The organism is Aquabacterium sp. (assembly GCF_016195855.1).
Lineage (GTDB): Bacteria > Pseudomonadota > Gammaproteobacteria > Burkholderiales > Burkholderiaceae_C > Aquabacterium.
Genome location: NZ_JACPYU010000009.1, coordinates 13899 through 34131, shown reverse-complemented (window position 1 = coordinate 34131; position 20233 = coordinate 13899). Strand labels below are relative to the sequence as shown.

Genomic DNA, 20233 nt, shown 5'->3' with positions numbered 1-20233 from the left:
TTTACAACCTCACATTTGCCGCACCTTGCAGTGACAAGGTGCCGCCTACAGAAGGAAGCACATGAGCGCAACAGACATTCAGAACCTGGGCCTGGTGCCCATGGTCATCGAGCAATCGGGTCGTGGTGAACGCGCCTATGACATCTACAGCCGCCTCTTGCGTGAGCGGGTGATCTTCCTGGTTGGTCCGGTCAACGACGCCACTGCCAATCTGGTCGTGGCCCAGTTGCTGTTCCTGGAAAGCGAGAACCCGGACAAGGACATCTCGTTCTACATCAACTCGCCTGGCGGCAGCGTGAGCGCTGGCATGTCGATCTTCGACACCATGCAGTTCATCAAGCCGGACGTTTCCACGCTGTGCATGGGCATGGCCGCCTCCATGGGCGCCTTCCTGCTGGCCGCTGGTGCCAAGGGCAAGCGTTTTGCGCTGCCCAACTCCAAGATCATGATCCACCAGCCTCTGGGCGGTACACAGGGTCAGGCCACGGACATTGAAATCCACGCCCGCGAGATCCTCAAGACCCGTGAGCAACTCAACCGTATCCTGGCCGAGCGTTCCGGCCAGCCCCTGGAGAAGATCCAGAACGATACCGAACGCGACTACTACATGTCGGCCGATGAGGCCGCCACTTACGGACTCATCGACAAGGTGCTGGACAAGCGACAGTGATCTGACGGGTGCCTGGGCACCCCGGAACACCCCTGGAAGTGGCAAAAAAGCCGCGCCAAGATGGGGCAGTTCACGGGGATCGCCGCCAGGGCATTTGTCTTATCATGTCCCCAACCCCCTTGCCGACTCTTTGACAGGCCTGCACCATGCCCGAGAAAAAAGGCTCCTCCAGCGAAAAAATCTTGTACTGCTCCTTCTGTGGAAAGAGTCAGCACGAGGTGAAAAAGCTCATCGCCGGCCCGTCGGTCTTCATCTGCGACGAGTGCATCGAGCTGTGCAACGACATCATCCGTGATGAGGTCGCAGCCGAAGCCGAACAGTCACGCCCTGCGCGCAGCGACCTGCCCACGCCCAGCGAGATCAAATCCAGCCTGGACCAGTACGTGATTGGCCAGGACACGGCCAAGCGCACGCTGTCCGTGGCGGTCTACAACCACTACAAGCGGCTCAAGCACATGGGCACGGGCGAGAACAAGAAGCCCGATGTCGAGCTGGCCAAGAGCAACATCCTGCTGATCGGCCCGACGGGCTCCGGCAAGACGCTGCTGGCCCAGACCTTGGCCCGCCTGCTGAATGTGCCTTTCGTGATCGCCGACGCCACCACCCTGACCGAAGCCGGTTATGTGGGTGAAGACGTCGAGAACATCATCCAGAAGCTGCTGCAGAACTGCAACTACGAGGTCGAGAAGGCCCAGCGCGGCATCGTCTACATCGACGAAATCGACAAGATCTCGCGCAAGTCCGACAACCCCTCCATCACGCGTGACGTGTCGGGTGAAGGCGTGCAGCAGGCCTTGCTCAAGCTCATCGAAGGCACGATGGCTTCGGTGCCCCCGCAAGGTGGCCGCAAGCACCCCAATCAGGACTTCCTGCAGATCGACACGACCAACATCCTGTTCATCTGCGGTGGGGCGTTTGATGGCCTGGAGAAGGTCATCCAGAACCGCTCGGTCAAGTCCGGCATCGGTTTTGGCGCTGCGGTCAAGAGCAAGGAAGAAAAGAAGCTCGGCGAGGTCTTCCGCGAGGTCGAGCCCGAGGATCTGATCAAGTTCGGCATCATTCCCGAACTGGTTGGCCGTCTGCCCGTTGTGGCCACCTTGGGCGAGTTGACCGAGGATGCGCTGGTGCGTATCCTGACCGAACCCAAGAATGCGCTTCTCAAGCAATACCAGCAACTGCTGAGCATGGATGGGGTCGAACTCGAGATCCGTCAACCGGCGCTCGCTGCCATCGCCCGCAAGGCCCTGGCCCGCAAGACCGGCGCACGTGGTCTTCGCTCCATCCTGGAACAGTCGTTGCTTGACACGATGTTCGAATTGCCTACCCAGGAAGGAGTGCAAAAGGTGGTCCTGGATGAGTCCACCATCGAAGAGAACGCCAAGCCTTTGTTGGTGTATCGGGAACAGGCTAAGGCCAGTGCCTGAGCGAAACCTTATAGGTCAGCTCTGATGGGCACCGCTGAAAACCCTGATTCTTAAGGTTTTCGCGGTGCCCTTGTGTTTTATCGCTGAAGCCCCATGTGGGCATCAGAGAAAGTGAGCCCAATATGTCTGGACACCCCATTCTTCCTTCTGAACCCATCACGCTGCCACTGCTGCCATTGCGCGATGTCGTGGTCTTTCCGCACATGGTGATCCCGCTGTTCGTGGGGCGCCCCAAGTCCATCAAGGCGCTTGAAGCCGCGATGGAAGCTGGCCGGCAAATCATGCTGGTGGCCCAAAAGGCCGCAGGCAAGGATGAGCCCAAGGCGGAAGACATGTTCGACATCGGTTGCGTCTCCAGCATCCTGCAAATGTTGAAACTGCCTGACGGTACCGTGAAGGTGCTGGTTGAAGGCGTTCAGCGTGCCAACACGTCGGCCATCCACGACGAAAACGAATACTTCACCGCTGACGTGGTGCCGGTGCAGCCCGAGGGCAACATCACGCCCGAGGTCGAAGCCCTGCGCCGCGCGGTGACGCAACAGTTTGACCAGTACGTCAAGCTCAACAAGAAGATCCCGCCCGAGATCCTGACCTCGATCTCCGGTATCGATGATGCTGGCCGCCTGGCTGACACCATCGCCGCTCACTTGCCGCTCAAGCTCGAAGCCAAGCAGTCGGTGCTGGACCTGTTCTCGGTCACTGGCCGCCTGGAAAAGCTGCTGGAGCAACTGGAACATGAAGTTGACATCCTGCAGGTCGAAAAGCGCATCCGTGGTCGCGTCAAGCGCCAGATGGAGAAGTCTCAGCGCGAGTACTACCTGAACGAGCAGGTCAAGGCCATCCAGAAGGAGCTGGGCGAGGGCGAAGAGGGCGCAGACCTCGAAGAAATCGCCAAGAAGATCGAATCCGCCCGCATGCCCAAGGAGGCACGCAAGAAGGTGGATGCCGAGTTCAAGAAGCTCAAGCTGATGTCGCCCATGTCGGCCGAAGCCACGGTGGTGCGCAACTACATCGACACGCTGGTCGGCCTGCCCTGGAGCAAGAAGTCCAAGGTCAAGCATGACCTGTCGCTGGCCGAATCGGTGCTCAACGAAGAGCACTACGGCTTGGACAAGGTCAAGGAACGCATCCTTGAGTATCTTGCTGTGCAACAACGCGTGGACAAGGTCAAGGCGCCCATCCTGTGCCTGGTTGGCCCTCCTGGTGTGGGCAAGACCTCGCTGGGGCAGTCGATCGCCCGTGCGACCGGCCGCAAGTTCGTGCGCATGGCCCTGGGCGGCGTGCGTGACGAAGCCGAGATCCGTGGCCACCGTCGTACCTACATCGGCTCCATGCCGGGCAAGGTGCTGCAGAGCCTGGGCAAGGTCGGTGTGCGCAACCCGTTGTTCCTGCTCGATGAAATCGACAAGCTGGGCATGGACTTCCGTGGCGACCCTTCATCGGCGCTGCTGGAAGTGCTCGACCCCGAGCAGAACCACACCTTCGGCGACCACTACATCGAAGTCGATTTCGACTTGTCGGATGTGATGTTCGTGGCCACCTCGAACTCGCTGAACATCCCGCCAGCTCTGCTGGACCGGATGGAAGTGATCCGCCTGGCTGGCTACACCGAAGACGAGAAGGTGCACATCGTTCAGACTTACCTGCTGCCCAAGCAGATCAAGAACAACGGTGTGAAGGACGGTGAGCTGGAAGTGGCTGAAAGCGCCATCCGCGGCATCATCCGCTACTACACCCGTGAAGCCGGTGTGCGTTCGCTGGAACGCGAAGTCTCCAAGATCTGCCGCAAGGTGATCAAGGGCTTTGCGCTCAAGCAGTACACCGAGAAGGTGGTCGTCACCGACGAGAACCTCAATGACTTCCTGGGTGTGCGCAAGTACAGCTACGGCGAAGCCACGAAGGACAACCAGATCGGTCAGGTCGTGGGCCTGGCATGGACGGAAGTGGGCGGCGATCTGCTGACCATCGAAGCCGCGATCATGCCCGGCAAGGGCAACATCATTCGCACCGGCCAGTTGGGCGATGTGATGAAGGAGTCCGTCGAGGCTGCTCGTTCGGTGGTGCGTTCACGCGCTCGCCGCCTGGGCATCACCGATGATCTGTTCGAGAAGCGCGACATCCACATCCACGTGCCTGATGGGGCCACACCGAAGGACGGCCCGTCCGCTGGTGCAGCCATGACCACGGCTTTCGTGTCGGCCCTGACAGGCATCCCGGTGCGTGCTGACGTGGCCATGACGGGTGAAATCACCCTGCGTGGTGAAGTCACTGCCATCGGTGGCCTCAAGGAGAAGCTGCTGGCTGCACACCGCGGTGGCATCAAGACCGTGCTGATCCCCGAAGAGAACGTGAAGGACCTGGCCGAGATCCCCGAGAACGTGAAGAGTCAGATCGAGATCGTGCCCGTGAAGTGGATCGACAAGGTGCTGGAAGTCGCGCTGGAGCGTCAGCCTCAGCCGCTGCCCGACGAAGAGGTGAAGGTGGAAGCCAAGCCAGAAGCCGCCGCGGCTGCTGCACCCGCAGCAACCACCACCGATGTGATGAAGCACTGATGGTTGAAAAAAATGCGACGGTTTGACTAAAACGTCAAAAACGTTGTATAGTTCAGTTCTTCGCTGATCACTGCACAAAACATCGCAAGATGCTTGTGACCAACAGGGGTCGATGCAGCAAAGCAAGGGGCAACTCTAGAGCATCTGCATAAGGCGAAACGTCACTTCAAGGTGATGTCACTGCAAAGTGAACAATGCGGGATTAGCTCAGTTGGTAGAGCGATACCTTGCCAAGGTATAGGTCGAGAGTTCGAGTCTCTTATCCCGCTCCAAATTTTGAAAGGGCCCTTCGCTGAGAAGGGCCCTTTTTCATTTGCGCTACGCCCCGGTATAAAAAAACACACGCGCCGTTTTCACGGCCGTGTGTTTTGAAAGATGCGGGTGACCCTGTCAGCCACCCGCCAGTGGAGTCAAGCGGACAGCGGCAATCAGGCGGACTTGCGGCGTGCAGCAAAAGCCACACCGACCAGGCCCAGGCCCATCAGGGCGTAGGTCGAGGGTTCGGGGATGGCTGGTGTGCCCAGGTCCAGCGTCGTGTTGAGCGTGGAGTGGATCGTGCCGTAGTCGGTGATGCCGTTCATGGCAGCCTTGCCCAGGCTCAGCAGGCCCAGGGCTTGCGAGAACTTGGTGAAGCCGTCGGTCGTCAGGCTCAGGCCGCTGATGTCGTTCACGTAGTTGCCAGGACCAGCGTAGGCGGTGGTGCCGGTGATGGTGCTGAAGTTCCACAACGCAAAGTTGTTGACCGTGCCCACGCCATTGGCGCCAATGATGGTGGCGAAAATGGTCTTGCTGGTCAGGTCAGCCTTGATGTCGGTCACGGTCAGCGAACCGCCGCTCGACACGCTCTTGACCACGGGGGCGGTCAGGGTCAGGCCGCCCTTGGTGCCCACGCCGACCACTTCCAGCGTATCGGTGTCCAGCGACAGGGTGGCCATCGGGGCCGACACCTGGATGCTGGTGTAGAAGCCGTCGGTGTCCTTCAGGATGGACGGGGTGGCAGCGCCGTAACCCGTGGCGGCGATCTTGCCGGTGTCCAGCGCGCCCAGCAGGTCGGCGCTGAATGTCAGTGCGCCAGAACCCGTGAAGGTGGCGCCACCGTTGACGACGGTCAGGATGTCGGCGTGTGCGGCCGTGCCCATGGCCGCCAGGACGGCGGCGGTAAACAGGTGCTTGGTGAATTTCATGAGTGTTCCTCGATCTCTTCCAAATGTGTGAATGTAATGCTGCACGTCATACGTAAAGCGATTTGATGTACGGCACCGTCAGATTAGCAAAGGGTCGGGGCTCAGATATCAGGGTTCCCTCGGGACTGCCCCATATGTGAGGGGCGATGAGGCGCCATATGAGGGGTTTTGGGCGAGGGCGGGGCGGGGTTTCCTCAAGGGATGCCTGTCCTGATGGCAGTTAACCTGCCAGCGCAGAAGTCAACGATCCTTGTCTTTTTTCCTGCTCAACATCATGAAGTTCTCATCCACCTTGCTGGCGTCCGCCTTTCTGGCGGCTTGCGTGTGTGCCGCTCAGGCCGCACCCAATGCCAGGCCGGACGCCAAACCCGAGGGCAATGGCGCCCAGTTCTGCGTCTTCGACCCGATCGGCAGCGGGGAGACGCACCGCGCCATGCAGGACTACGCCCTGGCAATGCTGAAAAAGGGCCACGTCGTGCAACTCAAGACCTATGTCGATGAGCGTGTGGCTGTGGAGGACTTTCGCACCGGCCAGTGCGATGGCGTGATGGCCACCGGTTTGCGGACACGCCCCTATGTGCCGTTTTCTGCCGCGCTGGACTCGGTGGGGGCGTCCACCATCGTTCGCAATGGCAAGGTGGACCTCAAAGCCTCTTATGAGGTTGTGCGCCAGTTCGTCAATGTCATCAGCTCGCCCAAGGCGCTGGACTTCATCGTGGCCGGCCCTTATGAGCTGGCGGGGATTGCCCCGCTGGGCGCGGTCTATCCTTTTGTGAACGATCGCAACATCGACACCCTGGAGAAAGCCGCCGGCAAACGTGTGGCCGCCATGGACTACGACAAGGCCGAGGCCCAGCTGATCCAGCGCGTGGGTGCCAAGCCGGTTGCCGCTGACATCAGCAACTTTTCGACCATGTTCAACAATGGCCTGGTGGACGTGATCATGGCGCCGGCCATGGTGTACAAGCCGCTGGAGCTGTACAAAGGCATCGGTACCAAAGGGGGCGTGGCACGTTTCCCGGTGGTCATCCTGACGGGGCAGGCCATCATCCGGTCTGCACGGTTTGCCAAGAGCTTCGGGCAGGATTCGCGAGACTATTTCGCCTCACAGTACGACACAGCTTTGAACATCGTGGTCAAGGGCGACCGCGAGATCCCGGAGAAGCTGTGGATCGACTCCACGCCACGCGACAACGAGCGTTATGTGTTGCTGATGCGCCAGGGCCGCGTGTTGATGGCGGAGAAGGGGTTCTATGACAAGAAGGGCCTCAAGCTGATCAAGAAGATCCGCTGCAGCATCCACCCGGAAGCATCCGAGTGCACGGAACTCACTGAAAACTGGTGATCAAGCGAGGAGCTCTTGTCATGAACTTGTTCAGATCATGCGTTGTGTGGTGCGCGTTGTTGGGGGTGTCTGCGGGCGCCATGGCCGAACCGGCGCTGCTGCCCGCCAAGATGTGTGTTTTCGATCCGCTGGGGGCCAAGGGCGATGGCTTTCGCGCCGCCCGTGACTTCCGCGTGGAAATGCTGGAGGCCGGTGTCGACATCGATGTGAAGCCTTATGTGGACGAGCGTGTGGCCGTCGAGGATTTCAGAACCGGCCAGTGCGATGCGGTGATGGCCACGGGGCTGCGTACCAAATCCTTCCATGCCATGGCGGCCTCTCTGGATGCGGTCGGTGCGTCCAGCATCGTGCGCAACGGCAAGGTCGATCTGGATGCCAGCTACGACGTGGTGCGCCGCTTCATCCAGTTGGTCAGCACACCCAAAGCCGCCGAGATGATGGTGGAGGGGCCGTACGAGGTTGCCGGCATCTTCCCGCTGGGTGCGGCTTATGTGTTCACCAGCGACAAGTCCAACGCCTCCATTGACGGGCAGGCCGGCAAGCGTTTCGGCACCTTTGACCAGGACAAGGCGGAGTCGCAACTGGTGCAGCGCATTGGCGCGCGCCCCGTGTCGGTGGACATCAGCAATGTGGGCCCCATGTTCAACAATCACAATGTGGACATGGTGGTGCTGCCCACCATTGCCTACATGCCCTTCGAGCTGTACCGGGGCCTGGGTAGCAAGGGCGCCGTGATCCGCATGCCCATGACCATCAGCACCTACCAGATGGTGATCCGGTCGGCCAAGTTCCCCAAGGGCTTCGGGCAAAGGGCGCGGCAATACATTGCAGGTAATTTCGAGCTGGCCATGGCCACGCTGAAGTTGGCCGACAAAGACGTGCCGGAGCATTTCTGGGTTGACTTGACGCCGCGTGACAACGAGCGCTACGCCTTGCTCTTGCGACAGGGGCGGGTGCTCATGGCGGAGAAGGGCCTGTACGACAAGAAGGGCCTCAAGCTGATCAAGAAGATCCGCTGCAGCGTGAACCCGGTGGCATCCGAATGTTCGGAGCCCACTGAAGAGTGGTGATGAGCCCCGCGCGCGATGTCTGCTGAAGCGCGCACTCTGCGGCCTGTACGCTCACCCATCTGGCGCTTGCTGCTGACTTTTTCCTGGCAGGAATGGCGCCGGCATGGTGCACGCCACATGGCGGCCCTGCTCGCGGTGATGCTGGGTGTGGCGCAGGCGTTCTCGGTGCACCTGATCCACGAATCAGCCTTGAGCGAGTTCGATGGCGCGGTGAGGTCCGTCAGTGGCCAGGCCGATGTGAGCCTGCATGCGGCCAGAGGTGGGCTTGACGAGGCCTTGTACCCCTTGCTGGCCGGGCACCCGGACGTGCGCTCGGTCAGTCCCATCATCGACGTACAGACGCAATCGGGCGGCCATCCCTTGCGGGTGCTGGGCCTGGACCCGCTGGCCGCCAGGCTGCTGACACCGGCGCTGATGCCCCAGGTGTCGCGCGATGTCATCGGCAATGAGCGGCTGACCTTGTTCGACCCCAAGGTGATCTTTCTCAATGCGCGGGCGCAAGCTGTGCTGGGAGTGGTGCCTGGCAGCGAGATCAAGGTTCAGGCTGGCTTGCAGACTGTCGAGTTGCGTGTGGCCGGGACCGTGAGCGCGGGGGGGGAGGCGCTGGGCGTGATGGACATCGCGGGTGCCCAACTGGCTTTTGCCATGCTGGGGCAAGTCACGCGTCTGGACATCCAGTTCAAGGGGGGGCGGCAGCCGGACGCGGTGCTGGGCTCGATCCCTCAACTGGCCGGCGTGCTGGTGGAGTCGCCTCAGGCCGCGTCATCGCAGGCGTCGCAGTTGTCTCGCGCCTACCGGGTCAACCTGGGTGTGCTGGCCTTGATGGCCTTGTTCACAGGCAGTTTTCTGGTGTTTTCGACCCTGTCCTTGTCTGTGGCCAAGCGCCAGAAGCAGTTCGCCTTGCTGGGTGTGCTGGGGCTGAGTGCGCGCGAGCGCTTGCGCCTGGTGTTGCTGGAGTCCGGTGTGCTGGGCGTGTTGGGGGGCGTGATGGGCATTGCCCTGGGCACGGGCCTGGCTCAGTTGGCCTTGACCGTGTCTGGTGGTGACCTGGGTGGTGATTATTTTGCCGGCAGTGCACCCGCGCTGCAGTGGTCATGGCGTGCGGCACTGCTGTATGGCGGCCTGGGTGTGCTGGCGGCCATCTGGGGTGGCGTGCTGCCTGCGCGCATGGCGCAGCGTCTCGCGCCTGCACAGGCGCTCAAAGGGGCGACGCTGGCGGAGCGATCTGGCCACGCGATCTGGCTGGGCCCCATCTTGTTGCTGATGGGTGGCTTGTTGAGTTGCATGCCTCCGGTTCGTGGTGTGCCCGTGTGGGCCTACCTGGCCATGGCCTGCGTGATGCTGGGCGGCATCGAGTGCGTGCCGGCGACGGTGAGCCTGCTGCTCAATGCAGTGATGAAGGGCGTGCCCCGCGCCAGCCTGATGCGGCGGGCCTCGCTGCTGTTGTCGCTGGAGCGCGTGCGGCACATGCGGCAGTCGGCATCGGTGGCCATTGCCGGCATCGTGGTCAGCCTGGGGCTGTCGATTGCGCTGACCGTGATGGTGTCCAGCTTCAGAGCCTCGATCACATCCTGGCTGGATACGCTGTTGCCCGCTGACCTGTATGTGCGCACGGGTGCGGCCAACAACGGCAGCGAGACCTTGCACCTGGCGCCTGCGCTGCTGGATGCGATCGCGCATCAGCCCGGTGTGGCGCAGGTGATGGGCGTGCGCGTGGGCAAGCTGAGCTTGCAGCCGGGTAAAGCGCCGGTGGTCCTGATTTCACGGCCCTTCAGTGCCACGGGGGGCGACCAGCGTTTGGCCCTGCCGCTGGTGGGCGCGGCCTTGCCGGCGGCAGCGGGCCACGTGGGTGTGTATGTGAGCGAGACCATGGCCGAGCTGTATGGGCTGCGGCCTGGCTCGCCCTTGCCCTTGCCGCTCCTGGCTGGGCATGCGCCTGTCGGCACCCAGGTGCTGGGTGTGTGGCGGGACTATGCCCACCAGCAGGGCGCACTCATCATGCAGGCCGATGACTACCAGCGGCTCACGGGCGACAGGGCCGTCAACGATCTGGCTTTGTGGTTGAGGCCGCAGGCCCGGGTCGCGCAGGTGCAGGAAGGCATACGTCAGGTGGCCGGCGGGCAGGGCCTGGATGGCTCGCTGCTGAGTTTTCAGTCGCCGCGCGATATCAGGCAGTCCACCTTGCAGGTGTTTGACCGCAGCTTTGCCGTGGCTTACTGGCTTCAGGCGGTGGCGCTGGGTATCGGTCTGTTCGGTGTGTCGGCCAGCTTTTCGGCGCAGGTGCTGGCGCGGCGCAAGGAGTTTGGTTTGCTCAGCCACCTGGGGTTCACGCCGCAGCAGATCCGGCGTGTGCTGGCAGGCGAGGGCGCGGTGCTGACGGGTGTCGGGGCCTTGATGGGGCTCGCTTTGGGCCTGGCCGTGAGCTTCATCCTGGTCCAGGTGGTGAACCCGCAGAGCTTTCACTGGACCATGGACATGTCGCTGCCCTGGCTGCGTCTGGTGGCCTTGTGCCTGGGTGTGGTGGTGGCCGGCACGGTCACCGCCGGGGTGGCCGCCAGGGCGGCGATCGGGCGCGACGTGGTGAGCGCCGTGAAGGAGGACTGGTGATGAGCTGGGGCCTGACGCGCCGCCAATGGCTGCGCTTGTCATCCGTGTCTGCCTTGTCTGGCGCGTCGGGCCTGTTGCCCTTGGGCGCTGGGGCTCAGCAAAGCCTGCCTGTGGTGAGCGCGGCGCACCCGCCCGATGTGCCCTTGCGCTTTCCGCAGGACGAGGGGGCGCACCTGGCATCGCGTGCCGAGTGGTGGAACCTCAAAGGGGTGTTGCAGTTGGAGGGGCGCCAGACGCTGGGCTTTCACATCGCTTACTTCCGCACGGCCGTGGAGTCTGCCGAGCACAACCCCAGCCGCTTTGCGCCCAGGCACCTGATCGGGGCGCGCGCCTCCTTGAGCGACCCGCTCCATGGCGCCGCATGGCACAACCAGCGCATGGCGCGCGTGGGCTTCGGCCTGGTGGACGTGGCGCAGGACGACATGCGTGTCACCTTGCAGGACTGGCTGCTGGCCCGCAGTGGCGCGGTGGGGCAGGGCGTGTTCCTGGGGCGCGCGACCGCGGCGGACTTCATGCTGGATCTGCGTTGCACGCAGACACAAGCCGTGATGCTGCATGGCGAGGGCGGCACCATCCACCGGGACCCTTTCCTGGGCTACCCCACGCGCTATTACTCGCAGCCGCAATTGAAGGTGGCGGGGCGGGTGGGTTACCAGCGGCGCACGGTGCAGGTCACGGGCCAAGCCTGGCTGGACCACGGTTGGGGCCGGCGCATGATGGCGCCCGACGCCGTGGGGGCGGACTGGGTGTGCATGAACCTGCACGATGGCTCGGCCTTGATGGCCTTTCGCATGCGGCGAGGCGATGGCAGTGCGGTGTGGGAAGGCGCCACCCTGAGGCAACCCGGCCGGCCTGACCACGTCTTCAAGCACGAGGAGATCCGCATGACGCCTGGGCAGACCTGGCGCAGCCCCGCCACGGGGGCCTCATACCCGGTGAGCTGGCGCATCGATCTGGCCGGCGCGGTTTACACGGTGAAGGCGCGCATGAACCAGCAGGAGGTGGACGGTGGCAATGGCATTGGCGACGTCTACTGGGAGGGCTTGAGCGACCTGCTGGACGCGCAGGGGCGCGTCATCGGCTCGGGCTATCTCGAGATGACGGGCTATGCCGGCGAGTTGATGTTGTGAGGCACCGCCCGGCGCAGTGGCCTTGTACAAAATTTGGAGGGCCGCCTGCAGGTGTTTGAATTTTCAGAGATACTTCGTGCCTCGACGAACAAGATCGGTCAACCGGCTTGTTCGTCGATACCCAAGGCGCGGTAGCAAAGCGGTTATGCACCGGATTGCAAATCCGTGTAGGTCGGTTCGACTCCGGCCCGCGCCTCCAGCTTTCAGACAAGCCCTTCCAGCGAACCTGGAGGGGCTTTTCTTTTGCGCGCAGGTGCGTGTGCCGCGGGTGTGGGGGGCGCGCCCAGGCCCGTGTGCGAGAAGGCGCGGTCATAGCGGCGCAGGGCCAGGTCATCGCTGCGGATGGCGGGTGCGTGGCCCAGCAGCAGGTCGGCGAGCAACTGGCCGCTGCCGGCGGCCATGGTCCAGCCCAGGGTGCCGTGGCCGGTGTTGATCCACAGCTTGTCGATGCGGGTGGGGCCGATGACTGGTGTCCCGTCTGGTGTCATGGGGCGCAGGCCTGTCCAGAACTCGCCTTGATCAAGTGGCGCGGCGCCGGGGAAGAGGTCTTGCACCACGCGCTCCAGTGTGGCGCGCCGGCTGGGGCGCAGCGTCAGGTCGAAGCCTGCCAGCTCGGCCATGCCGCCGACGCGGATGCGCTGATCAAAACGGGTGAGTGCCACCTTGTAGCTTTCGTCCAGCACGGTGGAGCGGGGCGCCGCATCGGGCTGCGTGATGGGCAGGGTCAGGGAATAGCCTTTGACCGGGTAGACCGGCAGATCCAGACCGAGCTCACGCAGCAGCGCGCGCGAGTAGCTGGCCATGGCCACCACATAGGCGTCTGCCAGGCGGACTTCGGCGCCTTGCGGGGTGAGCAGGCGCACGCCGTTGACCCGTTGGCCGTCATGCAGGATCTGGTCGATCTGCACATCGTGGCGGAACTGCACGCCCAGGGCCCGCGCCTTGTCGGCCATCAGCTGGGTGAAGAGCTGGCAGTCACCGGTTTCGTCGCCGGGCAGGTAGAGCCCGCCGGTCAACAGGTGCTTGCGGGCGGCCAGGGCAGGTTCCTGCTCGATGCAATCGTCGGGCGTCATCAGCCTGTAGGGCACCTCGCAACGGTCGAGCACGGTGGTGTCCTTGTGGGCGCTGCGCAGTTGCTCGGCCGTCCGGAAGATCTGCAGTGTGCCCAGTGCACGGCCTTCGTAGCGCAGGTCCAGCTCCTGGCGCCACTGGCGCAGGCAGTCGCGGCTGTATTCGGCCAGCCTGACCATGCGCTCCTTGTTGGTGGCATAACGCTCGGGTGTGCATTCGCGCAGCATCCGCGCCATCCAGTGCCATTGCCAAAAGCTGCCATCGGGGCGGATGGACAGGGGCGAGTGGCGCTGCAGCATCCACTGCAAGGCCTTGAGCGGCAGGCCGGGTGAGGCCCAGGGGGAGGCGTAGCCCGGCGAGATCTGGCCCGCATTGGCAAAGCTGGTTTCAAGCGCAGGCCCGGGTTGCCGGTCGATCACGGTGACCTTGGCACCGGCTCGCGCCAGGCAATAGGCGCTGGTGACGCCGATCACGCCGCTTCCGAGGACGAGTACACGCATGGTGTGGCTCCCGCTTGTCGCTGGAACCATTCTAGGCATGTGGGGATGGGAGAGCAGCAGGCTGGGGCTTTGCCGGCCAGCCATTTGTGCTGAAGTGCCGCAGTCGTGTTGCTGCAACCTTGCCGCGGGTGCCGTGTCATCGGTAAACGGCCTGGTGCCCCGAGCCGGGGTCGAACCGGCACGCCGCCTTTCAGCAAGCGGCGGATTTTAAGTCCGCTGTGTCTACCGATTTCACCATCGGGGCCTGGGGCGCAAGTGTACGTCCTTGGCCAGATCAGGCTTGGACGCCCAGGCTTGAAGGCGCCGCCGCGGGCAGCCAGGCCAACAAAATCTTGATGAAAAGTTGCAACACCTTGCGCGAAGGGCTAAATTCGATGTATAGTTCAGGTCTTCGCTGATCGCGACACCAGAAACGATCAAGACGCAAGTCAAAGCGAAGAAAATTGCCAGAATCAAGTCTGGCGATATGCGGGATTAGCTCAGTTGGTAGAGCGATACCTTGCCAAGGTATAGGTCGAGAGTTCGAGTCTCTTATCCCGCTCCAAATTCAAAAGGGAAGCCAGCGTGCTTCCCTTTTTTCCAGCCCCCCCGCTGGATGCTGTTTTTGAGGCGCGGTAGCAAAGCGGTTATGCGTCGGATTGCAAATCCGTTGAGCCCGGTTCGACTCCGGGCCGCGCCTCCACCCATCCTTGCGCGCACCTTCATCTGACCGATGACGGTGCGTTTTTGTTTGGGCGTTTATTTGTGGCACACGGCCAGGTAGTAGCCGTTGTGCCAGTCGCTGGTCTGCATGCCGTTGAGCGGGTGCGAGTTGTCGTGTGTCGTGCGGATCTCGATGGCGCACTCGACGCTGGCACCCAGTGTCTTGATGGCGCGGTGCGTGCCGTCGCGCACTTCCTGCCAGTTGTAGTCATCGACGATCAGCACGTAGTGATCGTCCAGTGCCGGCTGGGCAATCATGACGCCATCGAACTGGTCTGCCTCGGTGTGAGGGCCGTCAAACAGATAGACGTTGCTCTTGCCGATGGTGCTGTAGTCAACCTGGCGGAAGTCGCTTTCAATGAACTGGAAGTCGACCACAGGCGAGCTGACCTGATGGATGTTGTCCAGAAAGTGCGCCTTGGGGCCACCAAACTCGGACCAGTTGTCGATACAGCGAACCCGGATCTTGTTGCCGAAGATGGCCGAGCAGGCGGTCGAGCCAGCCCAGGAGCCAATCTCCAGATACCGCGCATCTGACAGGCTGCCGATGAAGTTGTTGATCAGCGAGCGGTACTTGCGGCCCGACATGCCTTGCATGGTCAGGATGCCACCGGGCAACTTGGTGTCCATCGCCAGCGAACGAAGCAGCGCATGACGCAGCAGGGCGCCATAGGTGCTCTGATCGAAATTGCCAGACATCCGGATGGAGGTTTCTTCGTTTGGGGTCATGTTGAGGCTCGGTGTGAGTTGAACAGAGGTGGTCGCTCGTACTGCTGCTTGCACATGGTGGGGGCCTTGCGCTGTTGAAAAACGTGAAAAAAGATGCGGTTTGACCGCCTGTTCGGTTGGCGCCGCTGCATCTGGCCATTGGCTATATAGATGCGCCTGACGTCGTGGCCGCAGTGCGGGAATTGCGCTGAGAAGACCGCTCTATTGCCGCTTAAGGTTCTGGCTCCCCCCACCTAGCATCCCAGGTACACGCCCAAAAAGGCCTGTGCCCTGTTGTTGTTGACCATGGGAGCTATTGGTGGACCCCACCTCCGAGCCCGATCTGATCGAAACGTTTGAAGACACACCTGAAGCGCCCGAGCAGGCAGGTGTGGGCGCAGCGTTGCCGGCAGATCCCCTGCTGGAGGCCATCGTGTGGCTGTGCCATCACCACGGCATCGACCGCTCCGAGTCGTCGATCCTGGATGGCTTCCACCCGGGTGAGGGCGGCATCACCGCACCTCAGGCGGTGCAGTTGCTCAAACGGGTGGGCTTCAGCGCAACCCTGGTGCGACGCCCGCCCGGCAAGATCCTGTCTTTGCTGATGCCCGTGGTCATGCTGCTCAAGAACGGCGATGCGGTCATCTTGACGCGCCGCATCAGCGGTCGCTCCAAGCGGGCAGGGGGCGCACGGTATGAAGTGATCATGCCGGGGTCGGGCAATGAGGTTTGCACCGCCACCGAAGAAGAGCTGTTGCCCGAGTACTCCGGCTACACGCTGCTGGCGGCCCTCAAGTCGGGCACCGTGCATGGTGACCGCGAGGCGCAGGAGCTGTCGCCCTCGCACTGGTTATGGTCCACGCTCAAGCGCTACGTACCTTATTACCGCTCGGCCATGCTGGCGGCCTTGCTCAGCAACCTGCTGATGCTGGTCACGGGCTTTTTCACCTCGGTCGTGTACGACAAGGTCATCCCGCACAACGCGATGGTGACGCTGTGGTCCCTGGGGGTGGGCACCTTGCTGGGCATTTGCTTTGACCTGATCGCGCGGCAGTTGCGCAGCTACCTGATCGACACGGCCGGCAAGAAGGCCGACCTGATCATGGGCAACATGCTGTTCAACCAGGCCATGGGCATTCGCCTGGAGCATCGTCCTGAATCGGCCGGCTCGTTTGCGCACCGCCTGTCCCAGATCGAAATCGTGCGCGAGTTCTCGACATCGGCCAGTGCCTCGGTGTTGACGGACTTGCCCTTTGTCTTCCTGTTCATCTTGATGACCTATGTGGTGGCCGGGCCGCTGGTGTTCGTGCTGCTGGTGGCCGTGCCCCTGATCCTGGGTGTGTCGCTGGGGGTGCAGCGCATGCTGCGCCGCTCCATGCGGGCCAATATGGCGCAGCATGCCGACCTGCAAGGCGTGCTGGTGGAAGCCATGGAAGGCCTGGAGGATGTGCGTGCCGCGGGTGCCGCGGGTTACTTCTCCAAACGGTATGAAGATGCCAACGCGGCGGCCGCGGCCTCGTCCCTGCGCGCCCGCACCATTGCCAGCATCGTCAGCAATTTCTCGACCGTGTTGCAGCCTCTGGTCACGGTGGTGATGCTGATCTGGGGCGTGATCCTGATCCAGGATGGGCAGATCTCTGGCGGCTCCTTGATCGGTGCCGTGATGTTCGCCGGGCGCGCGGTGGCGCCGTTGACATCGCTGGTCGCGCTGGCCGGGCGGTATCAAGGTGCCAAGGCAGCCCTGATGGTGCTCAATGACCTGATGGCCATGCCCACCGAACGTGTGCCGGGCAAGCAATATCTGACGCGCCGCAAGATCACAGGGCAGATGGCGCTCAACGATGTGAATTTTGCCTACCCCAAGGGCAAGCATGACCACGCGCCAACGGTGCTCAAAGGCATCAACCTGGAGATCCAGCCCGGTGAGCGCATCGCCATTCTGGGCAAGATAGGCAGTGGCAAATCGACCATCCTGCGCATGCTGGCCGGGCTGTATCAGCCCACCGACGGCTTTGTGGAGGTCGATGGCCTGGACCTGCGCCAGATCGACCCGGTCGACTTCCGCAGCCACGTGGGTTTCGTGTCGCAAGAGCCTCGCTTGTTCTACGGCACGCTGAAAGAAAACGTGTTGCTGGGCCGCCCCAATGCCGATGTAGGGCACTTCCTTGAAGTGGCGCGCCAGACCGGTCTGGACAAGCTGGCTGCAGCCCACCCGATGGGCTATGACCTGCCTGTGGGTGAGATGGGCTCGCTCTTGTCGGGTGGCCAGCGCCAATTGGTGGCACTGGCGCGTTGCCTGGTGACGCGCTCCCAGATCCTGTTGATGGACGAGCCGACCAGCTCGATGGACGCGCAATCCGAAGCGGGTTTCATCAATCACCTGCGCTCGGCCGTGCATGGCCAGACCCTGGTGGTGGTGACGCACCGCCCCGCCTTGCTCGACGTGGTGGACCGCATCATCGTGGTCGACAGCGGCAAGATCCTGGCGGACGGGCCCAAGGCCAAGGTCCTGGCCATGCTGGCAGGGCAAAAGCCCGGCCATGTGCAACCCGTGCCGCAGCAGGCGCCTGCATCGCCAGCGGGGCCCGCCGCGCCGCGTGAGCTGGCCGCAGCAGGTTGAGGCCCGCCATGGCATTGTTTCTCTCCAGAAAACGCGGCGACGGGCAGTATTTCCGTGGCGATGACGAGTTCCTGTCTGGCATCAAGCAGGCCGAGCTGGTCGAGACCACACCCCAGGCCATCTGGGCCCTCTACCTGATGTTGACCGCCGTGGTCGTGGCCATCACCTGGGCTTTTCTGGCGCGCGTGGACCAGATCACCAAGGCCGACGGGCGCGTGGTGTCGGATGGCCGCGAGCAGGTCATTGCCAGCCTGGAAGGCGGCATCCTGAGCAATGTGCTGGTGCGTGAAGGCATGATGGTCGAGAAGGGGCAGGACCTTGTTCAGATCGACCCGACCCGCGCTGAAGCGCAGCAGAACGAAGGCCTGGCCAAGCGCCTGGCTTTGACCGGTACGCTGTCGCGTCTGCTGGCCGAGTCCACCGGGCGCAAGCTGGTGTTCCCCACCGAGGTGCTGGCCGATCGCCAGATCGTGCAGGGCGAGACCGAGTCTTACGAGGCCCGGCGCCAGTCGCTGGAAGAGGCCGTCTCGGTGACCCGCCGCAGCCAGGCGCTGTTGCGCCGCGAGTTGAGCATGGCCGAGCGCATGTCGGCCAAAGGGCTGATGTCCGAGGTGGAGGTGATGCGCTTGCAGCGCCAGGTCAATGACCTGACCTTGCAGATCCAGGAGCGGGTGAACCGCTTCAGGCAGGATGCCAGCGCCGAACTGATTCGCGTACGTACCGAACTGGCCCAGCTCGAAGAGCAGATGGTGGTCAAGCAGGACATGCTGACCCGCACGATCCTGAAGTCGCCGGTGCGCGGCTTGGTCAAGAACATCCGCATCGCCACCGTGGGTGGTGTGGTGCCGGCGGGCGCGCCCATCATGGAAATCCTGCCGGTGGGCAAGAAGATCCTGATCGAAGCACGCGTCAAGCCATCGGACATTGGCTTTGTGCGCGTGGGCCAGCCGGTCACGGTCAAGCTGAGCGCCTACGACTACTTCATCTATGGCGGCCTCAAGGGCGTGATCGAGTACATCAGCCCCGATGCCCTGGGCGATGACGCCAAGACGGGCGCCAAGGACGCGACCTACTACCGCGCCATGATCCGCTCGGACACATCCACCCTGCACCAGGGTAGCAAGCCGCTGGCCGTGATGCCCGGCATGACGGCAACGGTTGAGGTGCGAACCGGTGAACGAACAGTAGCGGAGTACCTGCTGCTGCCCCTGGTCAAGTCCCAGGAAGCTTTTCGAGAGCGTTAAGACATGAGCCAATCCACACTCATCAAGACCGCGCTGTGCCTGGCCGTGGCCGTATTGGCCGCGCAGGGCAGCGCCTGGGCCCGTTGCGGTGATGACGTTGCCGGTGACGGCAAGGCGGACAAGGCCGCGTCCCGCACGGCCAAGGCGGCAGCGGCTGCCGCGCCTGCAGAAGCCGAGCCGATGGACCCGATGAAGCAGCTGCAACTGATCGCGCGGGAGGCCTCGCGCCGCAGCGCCGCCTTCGGGGCATCGCGCCTGCTGGCCGAAGCCGCCGCACTGGATGTGACGGAGGTGAAGGCAGGGCGCTGGCCCCAGGTGTCGGTCAGCGGCAACCTGGGGACGGGTGGCAGCAAGCAGGACAGCACGACCGTGACCAGCGGCAACCAGTCCAGCGTGAGCCTGAACGTGTCGGCCCCCTTGTGGGACAACGGCCGCATCAGCCACCTGACGGACTGGCGCTCGCAACTGGCCGGCTCCGCCAAGTTCGGCGCGGCGATCACCGGCGAGCAGGTGGTGCTGGAGGCCGTCTCGGCCGCGCTGGAGCGCAACCGCTATCGCCTGCAGGCCCAGGTCTACCAGCAGTACATGCGCAAGATGAGCTGCCTGGTGGAGGCGCTGGAAGGCATCGTCGCCGAGGACAAGGGCCGTACCAGCGAACTGGTGCAGGCCCGCAAGACACAGGCCCAGACCGAGCTGCAGCGTGACCAGGCCCTGGCTCAAAGCCGCCAGATCGAGATCAAGCTGCGCAAGTTGATTGGCGACACGCCCCCCCCGGGCGATGGCATCACCTTGCCGCTGGCCACTGTGCCGGAAATCGGCGAGATCAACCGCCAGATCGAAATGGGCAATGACGCACAGCAGTTGCGGGCCCAGGCCGATGCGGCTGACAGCTATTCCAAAGCCGTGGTGGCAGGCCAGCGCCCTCAATTCAACTGGAGCGTGGGCAAATCCTCCGGTGTGCAGGGTTCCAGCCAGGTGTCTGCCTGGCACGCCGGCGTGACCGTGAGCTACAGCCTGTTCAACGGCTTCTCCGATGACGCGGTGTCCCAGGCTGCTGTCAAGCGGGCCGAGGCCGCGCGCCAGCAACTGGCCGACCTGCTCAACACCAAGTTCTCGCGCACGGCCGAAACCTATGACGTGGCGGCCACCTCGTTCGAGCGGGCCAAGCGCTATGTCGACGTGCTGCGCGACAGCGAGCGCGTTCGCAATTTCACTTTCCAGCAGTGGTCGCAACTGGGGCGCCGCTCTCTGTTTGACGTGATGTCGGCAGAGAGCGATCATTTCAACTTGCGTATTGCCTACGTGAATGCCCTGCATGACGGTTACATGGCCAGCGCGCAGTTGCGCTCCCTGGGGTCGGGCCTGACGGCCTGGCTGATTCCTGACCAGATGCCGCAGTGATGACC

At 63.0% G+C, this 20233-nt stretch carries 13 protein-coding genes and 5 tRNA genes; 14 read left to right on the top strand and 4 right to left on the bottom strand.

Annotation, left to right across the window (positions count from 1 at the left end; all coding sequences use genetic code 11):
* Positions 1 to 61: 61 nt before the first annotated feature.
* The 4 genes from clpP (at position 62) to HY019_RS08210 (ending at position 4918) form a co-directional block, all read left to right on the top strand.
* Positions 62 to 670, top strand: a complete 609-nt coding sequence (gene clpP, locus HY019_RS08225; protein WP_290690171.1) for an ATP-dependent Clp endopeptidase proteolytic subunit ClpP — start codon at positions 62 to 64, stop codon at positions 668 to 670.
* A 146-nt stretch (positions 671 to 816) separates the two neighbouring features.
* Complete coding sequence (clpX, locus tag HY019_RS08220; protein WP_290690169.1) at positions 817 to 2094, top strand: ATP-dependent Clp protease ATP-binding subunit ClpX; 1278 nt, start codon at positions 817 to 819, stop codon at positions 2092 to 2094.
* Positions 2095 to 2216: 122 nt separating this feature from the next.
* A complete protein-coding gene (gene lon / locus HY019_RS08215; protein WP_290690165.1) occupies positions 2217 to 4646 on the top strand; it encodes an endopeptidase La in 2430 nt (809 codons plus the stop codon).
* 196 nt (positions 4647 to 4842) lie between these two features.
* Positions 4843 to 4918, top strand: a tRNA-Gly gene (locus HY019_RS08210).
* 156 nt (positions 4919 to 5074) lie between these two features.
* Here HY019_RS08210 and HY019_RS08205 read toward each other — a convergent pair.
* Complete coding sequence (locus tag HY019_RS08205) at positions 5075 to 5830, bottom strand: PEP-CTERM sorting domain-containing protein (RefSeq protein WP_290690163.1); 756 nt, start codon at positions 5828 to 5830, stop codon at positions 5075 to 5077.
* A gap of 250 nt (positions 5831 to 6080) precedes the next feature.
* Here HY019_RS08205 and HY019_RS08200 point away from each other — a divergent pair, with 250 nt between their 5' ends.
* From HY019_RS08200 to HY019_RS08180, 5 genes are all read left to right on the top strand, one after another.
* On the top strand, positions 6081 to 7175 hold the full coding sequence (locus HY019_RS08200) for a putative solute-binding protein (protein ID WP_290690161.1): 1095 nt from the start codon (positions 6081 to 6083) through the stop codon (positions 7173 to 7175).
* A 20-nt stretch (positions 7176 to 7195) separates the two neighbouring features.
* Positions 7196 to 8245: a putative solute-binding protein gene (locus tag HY019_RS08195; RefSeq protein ID WP_290690159.1), complete on the top strand. Its 1050-nt coding sequence runs from the start codon at positions 7196 to 7198 to the stop codon at positions 8243 to 8245.
* Between the two features lie 117 nt (positions 8246 to 8362).
* Positions 8363 to 10852 carry an ABC transporter permease gene (locus HY019_RS08190; protein ID WP_290690154.1) on the top strand — a complete coding sequence of 830 codons (2490 nt, stop codon included), beginning with the start codon at positions 8363 to 8365 and terminating at the stop codon, positions 10850 to 10852.
* A complete protein-coding gene (locus tag HY019_RS08185; RefSeq protein ID WP_290690153.1) occupies positions 10852 to 11982 on the top strand; it encodes a carotenoid 1,2-hydratase in 1131 nt (376 codons plus the stop codon). Before HY019_RS08190 ends, HY019_RS08185 begins: the two co-directional genes overlap by 1 nt.
* A gap of 125 nt (positions 11983 to 12107) precedes the next feature.
* A tRNA-Cys gene (locus HY019_RS08180) sits at positions 12108 to 12181 on the top strand.
* Positions 12182 to 12185: 4 nt separating this feature from the next.
* Here the strand turns inward: HY019_RS08180 and HY019_RS08175 are convergent.
* The gene (locus tag HY019_RS08175) at positions 12186 to 13553 is read right to left on the bottom strand and encodes a D-amino acid dehydrogenase (RefSeq protein WP_290690152.1); all 1368 of its coding nucleotides are present in this window, start codon (positions 13551 to 13553) and stop codon (positions 12186 to 12188) included.
* A 152-nt stretch (positions 13554 to 13705) separates the two neighbouring features.
* Positions 13706 to 13797, bottom strand: a tRNA-Leu gene (locus HY019_RS08170).
* A 224-nt stretch (positions 13798 to 14021) separates the two neighbouring features.
* Between HY019_RS08170 and HY019_RS08165 the strand changes: the two genes are divergently transcribed.
* Positions 14022 to 14097 (top strand) — tRNA-Gly (locus HY019_RS08165).
* A gap of 64 nt (positions 14098 to 14161) precedes the next feature.
* Positions 14162 to 14235 (top strand) — tRNA-Cys (locus tag HY019_RS08160).
* 56 nt (positions 14236 to 14291) lie between these two features.
* On the opposite strand, the gene HY019_RS08155 is transcribed toward HY019_RS08160, so the two are convergent.
* Entirely contained in the window at positions 14292 to 14984 is a 693-nt protein-coding gene (locus HY019_RS08155) for a hypothetical protein (RefSeq protein ID WP_290690151.1), read from the bottom strand.
* A gap of 298 nt (positions 14985 to 15282) precedes the next feature.
* Here HY019_RS08155 and HY019_RS08150 point away from each other — a divergent pair, with 298 nt between their 5' ends.
* Genes HY019_RS08150 through HY019_RS08140 form a run of 3 tightly spaced genes read left to right on the top strand, consistent with a single transcriptional unit; the run spans position 15283 to position 20228 of the window.
* On the top strand, positions 15283 to 17583 hold the full coding sequence (locus HY019_RS08150) for a type I secretion system permease/ATPase (RefSeq protein ID WP_290690149.1): 2301 nt from the start codon (positions 15283 to 15285) through the stop codon (positions 17581 to 17583).
* Positions 17584 to 17591: 8 nt separating this feature from the next.
* On the top strand, positions 17592 to 18827 hold the full coding sequence (locus HY019_RS08145; protein ID WP_290690146.1) for an HlyD family type I secretion periplasmic adaptor subunit: 1236 nt from the start codon (positions 17592 to 17594) through the stop codon (positions 18825 to 18827).
* 3 nt (positions 18828 to 18830) lie between these two features.
* A complete protein-coding gene (locus HY019_RS08140) occupies positions 18831 to 20228 on the top strand; it encodes a TolC family protein (protein ID WP_290690144.1) in 1398 nt (465 codons plus the stop codon).
* Positions 20229 to 20233 lie beyond the last annotated feature (5 nt).